This window comes from Psychrobacter sp. AOP3-A1-26 (assembly GCF_052378235.1).
Lineage (GTDB): Bacteria > Pseudomonadota > Gammaproteobacteria > Pseudomonadales > Moraxellaceae > Psychrobacter.
Map to the genome: position 1 here is coordinate 13,744 of NZ_JBQSXN010000016.1, position 14,906 is coordinate 28,649.

At 43.1% G+C, this 14,906-nt stretch carries 12 protein-coding genes and 1 tRNA gene; 5 read left to right on the top strand and 8 right to left on the bottom strand.

Going from position 1 to position 14,906, the window contains the following annotated elements; genetic code table 11:
• Positions 1–9 precede the first annotated feature (9 nt).
• Positions 10–225: a hypothetical protein gene (locus ACT3TU_RS04605; protein WP_075107543.1), complete on the bottom strand. Its 216-nt coding sequence runs from the start codon at positions 223–225 to the stop codon at positions 10–12.
• A 150-nt stretch (positions 226–375) separates the two neighbouring features.
• Here ACT3TU_RS04605 and ACT3TU_RS04610 point away from each other — a divergent pair, with 150 nt between their 5' ends.
• Positions 376–600: a helix-turn-helix domain-containing protein gene (locus ACT3TU_RS04610; RefSeq protein ID WP_095570171.1), complete on the top strand. Its 225-nt coding sequence runs from the start codon at positions 376–378 to the stop codon at positions 598–600.
• Positions 601–841: 241 nt separating this feature from the next.
• On the opposite strand, the gene ACT3TU_RS04615 is transcribed toward ACT3TU_RS04610, so the two are convergent.
• Positions 842–918 (bottom strand) — tRNA-Val (locus ACT3TU_RS04615).
• Between the two features lie 268 nt (positions 919–1,186).
• Here ACT3TU_RS04615 and ACT3TU_RS04620 point away from each other — a divergent pair.
• On the top strand, positions 1,187–2,164 hold the full coding sequence (locus ACT3TU_RS04620; protein ID WP_192523334.1) for a glutathione S-transferase family protein: 978 nt from the start codon (positions 1,187–1,189) through the stop codon (positions 2,162–2,164).
• Positions 2,165–2,271: 107 nt separating this feature from the next.
• On the opposite strand, the gene hemB is transcribed toward ACT3TU_RS04620, so the two are convergent.
• The 5 genes from hemB to ACT3TU_RS04645 all read right to left on the bottom strand — a co-directional run bounded on the left by hemB (position 2,272) and on the right by ACT3TU_RS04645 (position 11,814).
• Positions 2,272–3,279, bottom strand: a complete 1,008-nt coding sequence (gene hemB / locus ACT3TU_RS04625; RefSeq protein ID WP_192523335.1) for a porphobilinogen synthase — start codon at positions 3,277–3,279, stop codon at positions 2,272–2,274.
• Positions 3,280–3,690: 411 nt separating this feature from the next.
• Positions 3,691–5,529 (bottom strand): efflux transporter outer membrane subunit, encoded by a 1,839-nt coding sequence (locus ACT3TU_RS04630; protein ID WP_192523336.1) that lies wholly within the window; start codon positions 5,527–5,529, stop codon positions 3,691–3,693.
• On the bottom strand, positions 5,526–8,741 hold the full coding sequence (locus tag ACT3TU_RS04635; RefSeq protein WP_192523337.1) for an efflux RND transporter permease subunit: 3,216 nt from the start codon (positions 8,739–8,741) through the stop codon (positions 5,526–5,528). The genes ACT3TU_RS04630 and ACT3TU_RS04635 overlap by 4 nt, the downstream gene beginning before the upstream one ends.
• A gap of 35 nt (positions 8,742–8,776) precedes the next feature.
• A complete protein-coding gene (locus ACT3TU_RS04640) occupies positions 8,777–10,174 on the bottom strand; it encodes an efflux RND transporter periplasmic adaptor subunit (protein ID WP_192523338.1) in 1,398 nt (465 codons plus the stop codon).
• Positions 10,175–10,788: 614 nt separating this feature from the next.
• On the bottom strand, positions 10,789–11,814 hold the full coding sequence (locus ACT3TU_RS04645) for a polyprenyl synthetase family protein (RefSeq protein ID WP_192523339.1): 1,026 nt from the start codon (positions 11,812–11,814) through the stop codon (positions 10,789–10,791).
• A gap of 590 nt (positions 11,815–12,404) precedes the next feature.
• Here ACT3TU_RS04645 and rplU point away from each other — a divergent pair.
• The 3 genes from rplU to lolA all read left to right on the top strand — a co-directional run bounded on the left by rplU (position 12,405) and on the right by lolA (position 14,112).
• Positions 12,405–12,716 (top strand): 50S ribosomal protein L21, encoded by a 312-nt coding sequence (gene rplU, locus ACT3TU_RS04650; protein ID WP_192523340.1) that lies wholly within the window; start codon positions 12,405–12,407, stop codon positions 12,714–12,716.
• A 91-nt stretch (positions 12,717–12,807) separates the two neighbouring features.
• Positions 12,808–13,065 (top strand): 50S ribosomal protein L27, encoded by a 258-nt coding sequence (rpmA, locus tag ACT3TU_RS04655; protein WP_192523341.1) that lies wholly within the window; start codon positions 12,808–12,810, stop codon positions 13,063–13,065.
• Positions 13,066–13,410: 345 nt separating this feature from the next.
• Positions 13,411–14,112: an outer membrane lipoprotein chaperone LolA gene (gene lolA / locus ACT3TU_RS04660; protein ID WP_192523342.1), complete on the top strand. Its 702-nt coding sequence runs from the start codon at positions 13,411–13,413 to the stop codon at positions 14,110–14,112.
• A 160-nt stretch (positions 14,113–14,272) separates the two neighbouring features.
• Here the strand turns inward: lolA and scpB are convergent, their stop codons facing one another.
• The gene (gene scpB, locus ACT3TU_RS04665) at positions 14,273–14,887 is read right to left on the bottom strand and encodes an SMC-Scp complex subunit ScpB (protein ID WP_192523343.1); all 615 of its coding nucleotides are present in this window, start codon (positions 14,885–14,887) and stop codon (positions 14,273–14,275) included.
• Positions 14,888–14,906: the final 19 nt, after the last annotated feature.

The following is a 14,906-nucleotide window of genomic DNA, read 5'->3' on the forward strand; positions in this document are numbered from 1 at the left end:
TATTCCTCCTTATTGTAGTGCCATGGCATTGACGCTACCGGCAATGCCAGTGCGCATATCTTTTTCAATCTCTTCCCAAATGTACAAAATTTTACGACCACCGAATGGGCGTATATAATGAATGCCTTCGATAAGCACGCTATCTTTGAGCTCATTACGGATAGTACGAGGGTTATATTTGATGAGCTCAGAAAGCTCTTGGGTAGTTAGGTAGGTATGTGACATAATAAATTCCCTGTAAGCCAATTAAATAACTAGGTTGTTTTATCGAGATAACAAATAGTTTTATAAAAGTAATTTGTTGTTCGATAGAAGTACTTTACTAGCTATTGTTAGTTGATGCAAGTACTTTTTTAGTCTATTAAGGAATTATTAATGATTTTATGTAATTTACCAGTGCTACTAGCTGAACGACGTATGAAGGTGGCAGATCTAATAAGGATGACAGGAATTAGTAAGTCGACAGTGCACAAGATCTATAACGAACAGACTTCAAGAATAGATTTTGACACTATGGATAAAATTTGTGAGGCACTAGATATTGAAGTAGGTGATTTATTTACTTATGTACCTAACGAGTCGCTAGATAAAGAGAAGTAAATCAATTTTGAGATTGCTTTAGATAGTTTAGGGTAGAGGTCAAAAGTGCTACTCTGAAAGAAAGGCGAAATAGATAGCAGGCGCAACTTAGGCACAATTTGGGCACACACGTTTTTTGATGATGTTTGCTGAAAGTGAGAAAAGAGGTAATTTGAATCGACGTATAGTTTCCTTTTCCGCTACAGCCCATATTTCACGGACAAAAAAAAGCCCCAATCTTAAGATTGGGGCTTTTCGAATCTGGTAGGCGTAATCGGATTCGAACCAACGACCTCTACCATGTCAAGGTAGCGCTCTAACCAACTGAGCTATACGCCTATTTAGGCTGAGCATTTTAGCAAATTTTGAGGACTTTGCAAGCCTTTTTTATCATAATAACGACTTATTGTTTTAATATTGAGTATCAAGCCTTATATTGAGTGATATATAAACTTTTTTGTGTAGTTTTATTAAATATATTATAATGGTTATTTAGTTTTTCTTATTTATAGCAGGGCGAATTCTATTGGCTAGGCTTGGTGGCAATGTTATTGTAAATAGAAAACGATCGATATGAAATTAAAACTGCAATAAATCGGAGAATGAGATGGGCTTATTGGTTGATGGTCAGTGGCAAGACAAATGGTATGACACAGACTCTAGTGGTGGGCGCTTTGAGCGCGAAGAAGCGGGATTTAGAAACTGGGTCACAGCAGATGGAAGCTCTGGGCCATCAGGTCAGAGCGGTTTTAAAGCCGAAGCCAATCGTTATCATTTATATGTCTCGCTTGCCTGCCCTTGGGCACATCGTACAATCATTTATCGAAAATTTAAAGGTTTAGAGGACATGATTACGATGTCTGTGGTTCATCCGTTTATGGGTGATAAAGGTTGGACGTTTGCAGAGGAAGAAGGCGTTATTGCTGACCCGATTGTGAATGCCAGCTACCTATATGAGATTTATACTGCAGCGAAATCAGACTATACAGGGCGGGTCACAGTACCGATATTATGGGATAAACATACCAATACTATCGTCAGTAATGAATCCTCTGAAATCATTCGTATGTTTAACTCAGCTTTTGATGAAGTGGGAGCAGTATCAGGTAATTTTTTACCGTCAGACAAAATAGCAGAAATCGATGAAACTAATGCATTTGTTTATGATGCGGTCAACAACGGTGTCTATAAGGCAGGTTTTGCCACCACAGAAGCGGCCTATAAAAAAGCGGTCGTCACTCTATTTGATGCGCTAGATACTTTAGAGGCACGTTTAGAAAACCAGCGTTATTTGATAGATAATAGGATCACTGAAGCAGATTGGCGTTTATTTACGACATTAGTACGCTTTGATGCCGTTTATGTCGGGCACTTTAAATGTAATATCCGCCGTATCGTTGATTACCCAAATCTTTGGGGCTATCTGCGTGACTTATATCAAATCTCAGGTATCGCAGAGACGGTAAATATGGATCATATTAAGGCGCATTATTACACCAGTCACGCCAATATTAATCCTACTCGTATCATACCCGTAGGTCCTATAATTGATTTTAATAAGCCACATGACCGTGCGTGTTTATAGCACTACTCATCAGTGTTTTAAACCACTTTAGAGATAAAAAAAGCGCCAGCTGATGGTTTTCAGCTGGCGCGATAGCGTCCACAATACAAAAAGCACACTGCTCAATATTAAGCGTTATTTAGCTGACGTGCTGCTTCTAGTGCAAAGTAAGTCAAAATACCGTCAGCACCAGCACGGCGGAAGCCAATTAAAGATTCTAAAATTACCGCATCAGTCAACCAGCCGTTTTGAATCGCGGCCATATGCATCGCATATTCGCCAGAGACTTGGTACGCAAAGGTCGGCACGCCAAAGGTGTTTTTGACTTCACGGATCAGATCAAGATAGGGCTGGCCTGGCTTAATCATGACCATATCCGCGCCTTCATTGATGTCCATCGCGACTTCATGTAGCGCTTCAGCACGATTACCAAAGTCCATCTGATACTGTTTTTTGTGCCCGCCTTTTAAGTTACCCGCACTACCGACCGCATCACGGAACGGACCGTAATAGGCAGAGGCATACTTAGCTGAGTAGGCCATAATAGCGGTATTGACAAAGCCTTCTGCCTCAAATGCGTCACGCATAGCTTTGATGCGGCCATCCATCATGTCACTAGGTGAGATGATATCAGCACCCGCGCGCGCATGAACCAAAGCTTGCTTGACCAACACCTCAGTGGTTTCGTCGTTCATGACATAGCCGCTGTCATCAAGTAGGCCATCTTGACCATGAGAAGTATAAGGGTCTAGCGCCACATCGGTCATCACTACCATTTCTGGAACGGCATCTTTCACGGCTTTTACCGTACGAGCGGTGAGGCCGTTTTCATCATATGCCGCGCTGCCATCAGCAGTTTTTAAGCTATTATCGATAACAGGAAAGATATCGATAGTGGTCACGCCCTCACTTAATAGTGCTTTAGCATGCTCAATAAGTAGGTCGATTGATAAACGCTCAACTCCTGGCATACTTGCGACTGCTTCGCGCTGGTTATCACCTTCGATGACAAAGACGGGTGCAATTAAATGCTTAGGATGTAGCTCGACCTCACGAATCATTGCTCTTACGTTATCGTTATAACGCAAGCGGCGTAGGCGAGTGGCAGGGAATTGGCGATTAAAAGTATAAGTCATGGTAACTCCTTATTATAGTGTCACTAGATTGTATGGTGCTATTGGATGATATGATTACTATTATAAAGCTGTCTTTATAGGGGAGTACAAAACAATGTTCAATATGCTGGGCTTACTATAGGTAGTTCTAAATAAAATCGATACATTGTTAGCTACGTGCTACTGTTATAAATTTTTTTTGCTTGCTGTTCGCAAGCGTGACAGAGGCAGCAAAAAATTTACTCCAGTAGCACTCGTATCGGTTTTAAAGTGAATCAACTATATAGTAAAAAACAGCCTATGAAAGCAATAAACCCTACCAAGTTGGCAGGGTTTATTGTACTTATCTACTGTCAACGTGATTATGAAACGTCATTACAAAGTCACAATGTTGTGATGTTGCGATTTACAAGGATTAAATGTCAAAACAGTTTAAGGCTCAACAACCTGCGCTTCGGGTAATTGTTCAACCGTTGTTTCTTTATGGACAGTACCCACTGCCGCATCTGCCTTGCCATCGTTATTAACATCGACGACAGTCCTAGGCTCAAACGTGCTAGTCGTTGACGACTGTGACTGCTTAATCGCTAAAGCCTCTTGCGGCGAAGCCACACGCGCTGAACTGGCAGCGTCAACCACATTAGCCGCTTTAGCTTCATCGCTATAAGCCACTTGGGTTAAGTTGTTGTGTCGCGGCACAGGTATAACGCTCGGAACATCATTCAGATTAGCGCCGCCACCAAGTACTTGGTATAGCTCGACTTGGCTAATGGCTTTCTGTAGCTCTAAATCTAAAATCCCTTGTTGAGTTGAGAACAGTGAACGCTGCGCATCGAGTACATCCAGATAGTTTGAGATACCTGCTTTAAAGCGCGCATCTGCGATTTGATACGTTTGCTCAAAGTTGTCTTGCAGACGATACTGTGCTTCTAGCTGCTCACCAAGTGTTGCGCGAGTTGCTAGCACATCAGAGACTTCTCGGAAGGCTGTCTGGATAGATTTCTCGTAGCTGGTAAGCGTTTGTTCTTGCTCAATTTTGGCCACATCATATTCTGCATCTAAACGACCGGCATCAAAAATAGGTACGCTAATGCTTGGTCCAAACGACCAACCAACCGAGCCACTTTTGAACAAGTCGTCTAAGCTACCACTACTCACACCAACGCTACTAGCAAGGCTAATAGAGGGGAAGTAAGAAGCTCGTGCCACTTTGATATTAGCACCAGCGGCTTTTAGATTGTATTCCGCTTGCAGCACATCAGGACGATAGCGTAATAACTCACTTGGCAGACCTGCATTAAATATCTGCTGGTTAGTGATATTACTAACTGCTGGTGTTGGAATTAAGTCACCTGGGATAGGTGCGCCAACTAAAAACTGTAAGGCATTACGCGATTTTAGAATACTGCTTTGGGCACGTAATACCGCAAGTTTAGCGTTCTCAAGCGAAGCACCTGATTGCAACGACGGTAGCTTAGGATCGATACCGGCTTCAAAACGTTTATCAGCGATAAATAGTGATTTCTCACGACTTTCAACCGTTGCTTCAGCCAGTTTTAACTGCGCTAGGCTATAGCTTAAGTTGGCATAGCTTTGGGCAATGTTACTAATGAGGCTAATTTGGGTCGAATCTTTTGCAGCAGCCGTTGACAAAAAGTTCTGTAACGCTTGATCTTTTAGGCTAGCAATTTTGCCCCAGAAATCTAACTCATAGTTAGCGAGACCAAGATTGACGTTATAGCTGCTGTTAGGGTTTTTATCGACGTTATTCTGAGCTTTTCGTGAGTAACCAGCGCTGCCATCAATCGTCGGCAGGTCACGAATATCGGTAATCTGATATTGTGCCCGTGCTTTTTCAATGGCTAAGCGTGCGTTTTCAAAGTCTTTATTGTTTTCAAGACCTAAGGCAATTAAGCCTTTCAAGCGCTCATCACTATAAAAGTTCTGCCAGCGTTGACTAGCGATGCTAGGCTGCTCACCGTTACTAACGGTCTCACTATCAAAAGCACCGTAAGTTTGTTCAATCGGCACATTAGGCTCTGCAAGCACAGGGCGTGTATCCGCTTTTGGGATAGTATTACACGCCGCCATACTCATTGCTAATGCAGACAAGCCCAGCAAGCGTCCACTATTTTTGCGTATCCGTGATATAGAAACACTCGCAACCATAGTGGTAGGGGCAAACCATGTGCCTGTAGTTGGGCGCACCAGAGCAGTAGTGACTACTGCTTTGGTGGCTGAGTTAGGGGTGAAAAAGGAACGAAAACTCATTGTGTATTATCTCCAAAGCTTACAGGCTGATAACTCTCAGAGGGAGTTGGGGCTTGCGGATCATCGTTATTAGGTGGTTGATGGCCTTCATTACCTTTATAAGGGAAAATACTACGTACCCAAATATAGAACATCGGAATAAAGAAAACACCTAAGATTGTGGCGGTAACAACCCCACCAACAACACTGGTACCGATGGCGTTTTGGCTACCAGACCCAGCGCCCGTGGCTATGAATAATGGCACAACACCAAGACCAAAGGCAAGCGAGGTCATAATAATTGGACGTAGACGCTGACGAGCCGCGGTCATTACCGCCTCTTTCAGGCTATAACCTTCATCCTCTTGGTGATCCCTCGCAAACTCGATAATCAAGATGGCGTTTTTGGCGGATAGCCCGACGACCGTTAGTAGACCAACTTGTAGGTAAACGTCATTGGAGAAGCCACGGAACCAAGTAAATAGCACCGCCCCCAAGACCCCAAGTGGAATGACTAATAGGACTGAGAATGGAATTGACCAACTCTCATACAAAGCAGCAAGACATAAGAATACCACTAAGATTGAGATGGCGTATAGCATCGGCGCTTGAGCACCCGATTTTTTCTCTTCAAGTGACATGCCGGTCCACTCATAGCCTACACCGTCAGGTAGCTTTTCCATCATCGCTTCCATCGAGTCCATCGCATCACCGGTACTTAAACCTGGTGCAGCGCTACCTTGAAGGTTCATAGACGGTAAGCTGTTATAACGGGTCAGACGCGGTGAGCCTGATTGCCATTCAGTACTAGAGAAAGCGTCAAACGGAATCATATTGTTCACATCATTACGTACGTACCATTTACCAATATCGTTAGGGTTGGTACGGCTGTTTGGTTCACCTTGCACAAACACACGCTTAATACGACCACGATCAACGAAGTCATTGATATAGCTTGAGCCCCACGCGGTTGAGATGACGCTATTAATACTAGCCATAGATAAGCCATAAGCAGCGGCTTGTTCTTGGTTAACATTTACTTTTAGCTGCGGCGCATCTTCTTGTCCGTTTGGACGAACACCAGTGACTTTATCATTTTCACCAGCCATACCCAGCAGCATATTACGCGCTTCTAGTAGACCGTCGTGACCGACGTTGCCGTTATCTTGAATCATTAAATCAAAACCACTGGCGTTACCAAGTTCGGTAATGGCTGGCGGTACAATCGCAAATACTTGAGCTTCATTTTGGGAAAAGAAATAGCCCATCGCGCGCTCGGCGACTGCTTGGGCGGTATTCTCATCACCTTTGCGGTCGGCCCAATCAGTCAAGCGTACGAATGCTAGGCCCATATTCTGCCCTTGACCGGCGAAGCTAAAGCCTGACACGGTAAACACAGACTCAACGTTACCGTCTTCTTCAGACTCGTAATAATCGTTGACTTTTTCGAGTACAGCGTCTGTTTCATCGAGCGTGGCACCAGCAGGTAACTGCACTAGGGTAAACATAATACCCTGATCTTCTTCGGGTAAAAATGAGCTGGGAATACGTAAGAATACTACTGCCATTATACCGATAATGACGGCATAAACGATAAAGTAGACCCATTTTAGGCGGAAGCTTTTACCCACAAAGTTTTCGTAAGAGCGACTGGCTTTAGCGAAAGAACGGTTAAACCAACCAAAGAAGCCTTTCTTTTCTTCAGTATTACCTTTTTCATGGTCCTTGCTACGTTTGAGCAAAGTGACACAGAGAGCAGGGGTGAAGATAAGTGCTACTAGAGCTGATAGCACCATACTGGTAATCAAGGTAATGGCAAACTGACGGTAAATAACACCAGTTGCGCCGCCAAAGAACGCCATCGGTACGAATACTGCCGATAGAATCAAGGCGATACCGACAACGATTTTACTAATTTCACCCATCGATTGTATCGTGGCGTCTTTGATGGAGATTTCAGAATCCTCCTCCAAAATCCGCTCGACGTTCTCCACCACGACAATGGCATCATCCACCAGTAGACCAATGGATAGTACCAATGCGAACATAGTCAATACGTTAATACTAAAGCCGGCGAGATAAAGCACCGCGAAAGTACCTAACAATACCACAGGTACTGCAAGGGTAGGAATGATGGTAGCACGCCAGTTCTGTAAGAAAATGAACATGACGATAAATACTAATATAATTGCTTCAATTAAGGTTTTGACAACTTGTTCAATAGACAAGCGTACAAATGGTGTGGTGTCATAAGGCACTACCGTCGTTAGACCTGCTGGGAAGCTTTGCTCCAGCTCTGCCATACGGTCGCCAACCAACTCACGAGTTTCTAGAGCGTTGGCACCACCGGCGAGGGAGATACCAAGACCAGCAGATTCTTTACCATTATATAACGCATTAACGCTGTAGTTTTCACTACCAATCTCAACATCTGCAACATCACCTAGGCGAACTTGTGCACCAGAGCTGTTGGTTCTTAATAAGATGTCTTTGAATTCATCAGCGGTTTGCAAATAGCTTTGTACAGTAACCGTCGCGTTAATGACCTGCTGATCTGAGTCAGCGGGCGCTTGACCCAGTTGACCTGCTGATACTTGCGCATTTTGCGCTCGTACCGCATCGACCACATCAGAGGGCACCATGTTATAGCTGCGTAAGCGGGCAGGATCTAGCCAAATGCGCATTGCATAAGATGAGCCGAATACCTGAACTTCACCCACACCTTCAACCCGACTGAGCGGATCGACGACGTTCGAGTTAATGTAATCGGCAATATCAGCCTTATCCATCTCGCCATTTTCAGAAATAAACCCTTGCACCATCAAAAAGCTGCTGGAGGATTTATTAACGTTGACGCCTTGCCGCTGTACTTGTTCTGGCAACGAGCTCATTGCTGCTTGGAGTTTATTCTGTACCTGTACCTGAGCGGTATCAGGGTCTGTACCATTCTCAAAGGTAAGCGTGACTGACGCCCCACCATTTGAGGAGCTCGATGATGACATGTACATCAAGCCATCAAGCCCTTTCATACGTTGTTCAATAATCTGAACAACTGAGTCTTCAACAGTTTGCGCGTTCGCACCAGGATAGTTTGCGCTGACCGAAATAGTCGGCGGCGCAATACGTGGGTACTGTTCAATCGGTAGATTGATGACCGATATTATCCCGATGAGCATGACTAAAATAGCCATCACCCATGCAAAAATAGGGCGATCAATAAAAAAACGTGACATAGTATATCCCTAGGTCTTCCTATCTTTGAATGGAATTAGTTAGCGGCGTCTTCTGCTGGTTTTTTGGCAGAAGGGTCTTTATCAGCAGGTTTATCCATTTTCTTTGCGGCTTGCTGAGGTGTTTTTGCATTAGGTGCACCTTGTTTAGACGGTGCTGAGTTCGGGTTTTCTAACGGTTTAGCGACCACCTCTTGCTCAGGTTTGACTTTTGAACCCCCAATAATAACGACTTTTTCACCATTTTTCAGCCCATCAGTAACTAACCACTTTCCGTCGTATGTGCCATTGATAGTGACCGGACGTACTTGAATTTTATTATCTTTGTCAACGACATATACCTGCGTATCACCTTTAGGAGTACGTATAAGCCCGCTTTGAGGTATTAAAGCTGCATTGGTGATGACGCTTTGGGTTAAGCGTGCGCTGACATACATACCTGGCAATAGAATGTTGTCGCTATTCGGGAATACCGCACGCAATGTCACGGCGCCTGTAGACTCATCGACTTTTGCCTCTGATAAGGCCAGTTTGCCGCGCACTGGATAAACACTGCCATCTTCTAACACTAACTCCACGCTATTCATACCGGCTTGTGCTTTGCCTTCAGAAATCTGCTGGCGTAGTCTTAATAGATCAGATGATGACTGACTAATATCGACATAAATAGGATCTAAGCGTGAAATGGTCACTAAGGGATCGGGTTGACCAGCGCTGACCAGCGTACCAGCAGTAACGCTAGAGCGGTCAGAGCGCCCGCTGAGAGGTGCGCGTACGATAGTACGGTTAAGGTCCAAGGTGCTAGCGTCCAAACCTGCTTTTGCTGTTTGGATACCTGCTTTTGCACTCTCGATACCGGCTTGTGTTTGCCCAACAGCGGCAGCAGCACTTTGTACAGCGGCTTGTGCTGTACGTACTTGCGTTTGCGCTTGCTCGTATTGCTGTTTAGAGATGGCATCGATACTAACCAAGCCTTGCAAACGTTGTAAGTCATTTTGTGCTTGAGCCAATGATGCTTGACGGCTGCCCAGTTCGGCTTTTGCATTGGCATTATTTGCCATGGCTGTCTGATAGTTGGCTTGTGATTGTTGCACAGCGGCTTGACCACTCGTTACCGAAGAAGCATAGTTATCGGTATTGATACGATAAAGTGGCTGACCTTTTTTGACATTACCACCCTCGCGGAAAAGTACTTCGTCAATGACGCCATTAACCTGTGGGCGGACGTCGGCAGTTTGGTAGGCGGCGGTACGTCCAGAAAAAGTCTGTACTTGGGGTACGGTATCTAGGGTGACAGTTTGGACGTTGACAACCGCAGGCGGCATCTGCTGCTGAGCGGCTTCAGCGCCAGCGGCGTCCTCGTTTTTGTCACAGCCAACCAGTACAGCTCCAGATAGTACAGATGCTATTACAAGCGCAAGATAAGAGTGCTTCATCAATGTCCTCGGCAGTATATATAAAATAAATAATGGCAGTATAAAAAGTTTATCAATAAATTTTAGTGTATTGAATGTAAAAATTAATTTTGCTCTAAACACCATACTATTTTTGCTAAAAAAGCTTTCAATACAACTGTTTTAGCAAAATATCGTTACTAGGACATCTAACAGCGATATACATTAAGTACTGGTGCGAGACTCTTTGGTATCAAAGTCGTAGCTAAGCTACAAAATTGAATCATAAATTGAACCAGTAATTATAAACTATAGGGGTAACCCCACAGTCAAGTCGTTAAGCAAAGGATTCATTGCAAAGAACCGTAATATTACCTTTCACGAATAAATAAAATGCTGTTATAGCAAGTCTCTTGTTCATTAACAGCTAAAACACAGTTAGAAAATGCTCAAGTATAAATAATTGTAAGCTTTTGTTAAAACGTTAAAGCCATATTGGTATTAAGGCTATTAAGTCATGAGAGAGCAGGGTTGTTAGTAAAATAACAATTTTAGCAACCACTAAATGTGACCGCTGAAATGAAGGGGCATAAGTGCTCTCTAAAGTGAAATATTTAATCTCATAACAGAAATAGCTATTAAGAATGACAGAGACGCTATAGCAAACGCGCGCTAGCAAGTTCTGTCAACTGATATAACCCAGTACGATAACGGTTATCAGGTAAAGTGCTAAGTGCTTGCTGAGCCAATTTAGTTTCTTCTAAAGCGCGCTGTTTACAGTAGTCTAATGAGCCTGAGCCGCGTACCAGTTCGATCAGCTGCTCAGTATTTTCGGTTTTACCCGTCTGTACCGCGAGACGCAGTTTTTCATATCCTTTTGTATCGCTCTCTTTCAATAACTCTAGCGCTTTGATGGTGGGTAGCGTCGGCTTGCCTTCTGCCAAATCATCGCCTAGGTTTTTACCCATCAATTCACTGTCACCACTGTAATCAAGTACGTCATCAACAATCTGGAATGCATTACCAAAATGCTGACCAAAATCTGCTAATGCTTGTAAGTGCTCGGTTTTATTCTGCAAGATAGCGGCCCCTTGGGTCGCCATCATAAATAAGCGAGAGGTTTTGCCATCGATAATGCGTAAATAGTCATTTTCAGTCGCGGCAGGGTTGTGCTGATGTTGCAGCTGCAATACTTCACCTTCTGCAATATCGCAAGTACCGTCTGAGAATACCTGCAATAATGGCAAGCTTTGGAAACCAACTAGTAGATTAAAGGCGCGGGCAATCAGATAGTCACCGACCAATACCGCTGTGGCATTGTCCCAAGTGGCATTGGCTGTTGGCTTGCCACGGCGCTGACCTGATTCATCAATCACATCATCATGAACCAGGGTTGCTGTGTGCAACATCTCAGTAATCGCTGCCAAATGCATGGCTTTTTCTGATGGATTGTCGTCAAACATGCGTGCACATAACAAGGTAATCAAAGGACGCATACGCTTGCCACCCGCATTGATCACGTGTTGTGACACGCTCATCACTAGCTGCACTTTTGAATTTAGGCTACCGAATACTTGCTTGTCCATAATCTCAAAATCATCTGTTACGATATTTTGGATTTCAGCATAGTCAGGTGTTGAATTAGGTGCGGCTGGGGTATTGCTTAAAGGAGTGCTGGTCATAATAGATAGTCATATTAATAAGAATAGAGAATTTTTTTACAGCCTTGGCGTTATAAAATATAGGTAAGGCCTGATTTTTTCTTATGATAGCATAGCTATGTGGTTAAATTGATGGTTAAATTGTTGATTGGAGCCTGTCAAAAGCCGCACGGTTTTCTTTTTATTGATCCTTATCTGAGATAAAGAAGAAATAGCCATGATAAAAATGCCCTGATATTGGATGATATGAATACTCGTTTACTTAATGGTTTTTCAGGTACAGAATGGGTTGATAAAAGACTGTAAGTAACTGATTATATAAGTTATAATAACCGCAGTTGGGCTTAGGTCATTATCCGTTGTAAGGGCTCTAGATATTTTGGTATTAAATACCCTCTTTGATAGCTTCAAAATCAACGACATAGATAGCAATAAAATAATGACTGTTAATGAAACCACCTTACAAAAATACGCCAAACGAGTGAGATGAACGGCTTGCTTTTATAAGCAAAAAGCCGTAAAATCTTGCCTTTAATTTTTCCCTGTCGTGTTCGTCGCAAAAGCGCTGGTATGATATCAGCCACGGCACACGGGTTAAACGGAGTCATACAATGTACGCAGTAATTAAAACTGGTGGTAAACAGCACCGTGTAGTCGTCGATGAGCTTTTAAAAGTTGAACTACTAAAAGCAGAAAAAGGCGAAACAATCAAATTTGAAGACGTGTTGATGGTTGTTGACGGTGAAACTGTCAAAATCGGTCAGCCTGTCGTTGATGGTGCTAGCGTAGAAGTTGAAGTGGTTGAACATGGTCGCGGCGAAAAAATCCGTATCATCAAACACAACCGTCGTAAGCATTATCACAAAGAACAAGGTCACCGCCAATGGTACACCTTGTTAAAAATCAAAGCCATTAATGCCTAATTACCCATTTAGCGATAATCGCTAAACAGCGCACTAAATGCTTAAGAGTTGTCGCATTAGCGATAAGTCACATTAACAAGGAGATTTTCTCATGGCACATAAAAAAGCTGCAGGTTCGACTCGTAACGGTCGTGATTCAAACCCAAAAATGCTCGGCGTAAAAATCTTTGGTGGTCAAACCATCGTTGCCGGTAACATCATCGTTCGTCAACGTGGTACAGAATTCCACGCAGGCGAAGGCGTTGGCATGGGTCGTGACCATACTTTATTTGCACTGAATGACGGTGTAGTGAAGTTTGCAACCAAAGGCAAATTTAACCGTCGTTATGTGATGGTTGAAAACGCATAATTGCCCATCTACCTTATTTTATTCTTTTTGAATAAAATAACTGGATGACTAAAAAGCCCTTATTACCGTTTGGTAGTAGGGGCTTTTTGATGCCTGCCTTTGATACTCGTTGTACCACTCATAGAACATCATATACTGTGTAACGGCACTGGTTACAAGCCTGTATGTCAGGCGTAGTAATCATTGCAAATCATGACTAGGCGCGCAATAAAAAAACTGGCACACTGTCTCCATTGTTTATTAGCGCTGGTTTTATAGTGCTCAAATAAACATTTATAGAAAACAAAAATTTTAATAAAACATTTTATTTTTTAAGCTATTTTGCATTTTTAGAGAGGATTTATCATGACTTTATCAACGAACAAATCGATTAAACAGAACACAACGTTAAAACAAAAAGTGATGGGTGGGGCGTTAACGGGCATATTGATGACGTCGCTCGGTGTTGCTGCTCCTATGATGGCATTAACACAATCAGCAACAGCGGCACCTGCTGACAATCTAACCGCTGCCAAACGCTTAAATAAACTGTTGGCGAACACTAAAAGCATGACGGCGAACTTTAGCCAAACCACAAAAGGCGCCAATAGTGGTACTTTTTCTGGCTCAATGAGTGTTCAGCGCCCAAATAACTTTCGCTGGGAAACCAAATCACCATCAGAGCAACTAATCATTGCCAATGGCAACTCTATGTGGGTTTATGATAAGGATTTGGAGCAAGCCACTAAGCAAAATGTTGATAGTCAAGTTGGTAATACCCCAGCACTACTATTATCAGGCGAGCCAAATAAGATTGATAAAAACTTCAAAATCACTCAGCCGTATGGCAATAAAAACTATTATGTGCTGTATCCTAAGTCAGATAGTGCCAGCTTTAAAAGCTTATCTATGAGCTTTAATGGTGGTAAGCCAGTCATGATGGTATTGAATGATAGCCTTGGTCAAACCACGACGATTAAATTCAGTGGTATCAAAATGAATCCGAGTATCAATAGTAGCCAATTTAAATTCACCCCGCCTAAAGGCGTTGATGTCATTAATCAATAAGCAGTTAATAAGTAATCATTAAGCGCTTATTGGTAGGAGCCAGTCGCTGACGTATAATCAAAACTTTAGCGATTAGGATAATAAAAAAGGACATACCTAAATGGTATGTCCTTTTTTATTATGCCAATATATATGATATACGAGTCTTGTTTTAAATTATCTAGGACATCGCTTTGATGGCATTCATATCCGGCATCGGTGGCAACTGGTCTAAATGACTCAATCCAAAGGCATCTAAAAACTGCGCGGTGGTGTGTAATAACGCTGGACGCCCTAGCGTTTCTTTATAACCGTCCTCGATGATCCAACCTTTATCAAACAATTGGCGCAAAATATTGCTTGATAATGTCACACCGCGCACATGTTCTATGTCGCTGCGTGTCACTGGCTGCTTATAGGCAATGACGCTCAGCGTTTCAAGCAACGCTTGGCTCAGGCGTTCTTGACGTTGCGGAAACACGCGCTGGATTAAGCTGCTATAGCTATCAGAGACTTGCAGCCGATAACCACTGGCCGTCTCATGTAAGCTCAGCACACCCGTGTCTAAGCGTTGTTGTAGTAACGCTAAAGCTTGAGTTAGCTCTTTAGTAGATAGGGACAGGTGCTTCTTTAGAGTATTGGTAGTGAGCGGTGATTCTGAGGCGTGTAATAATACTTCGATATGCTTGCTTATACCTTCAATATATTGATGCTGTTCTATCGTCGATGGCGTTACGGCGGTTAATATCCGTTTTTGTTTTCTATCATCGTGCGTTATATCGTCAATATCTGCCATTAGAAACTTTCTCTTTTAA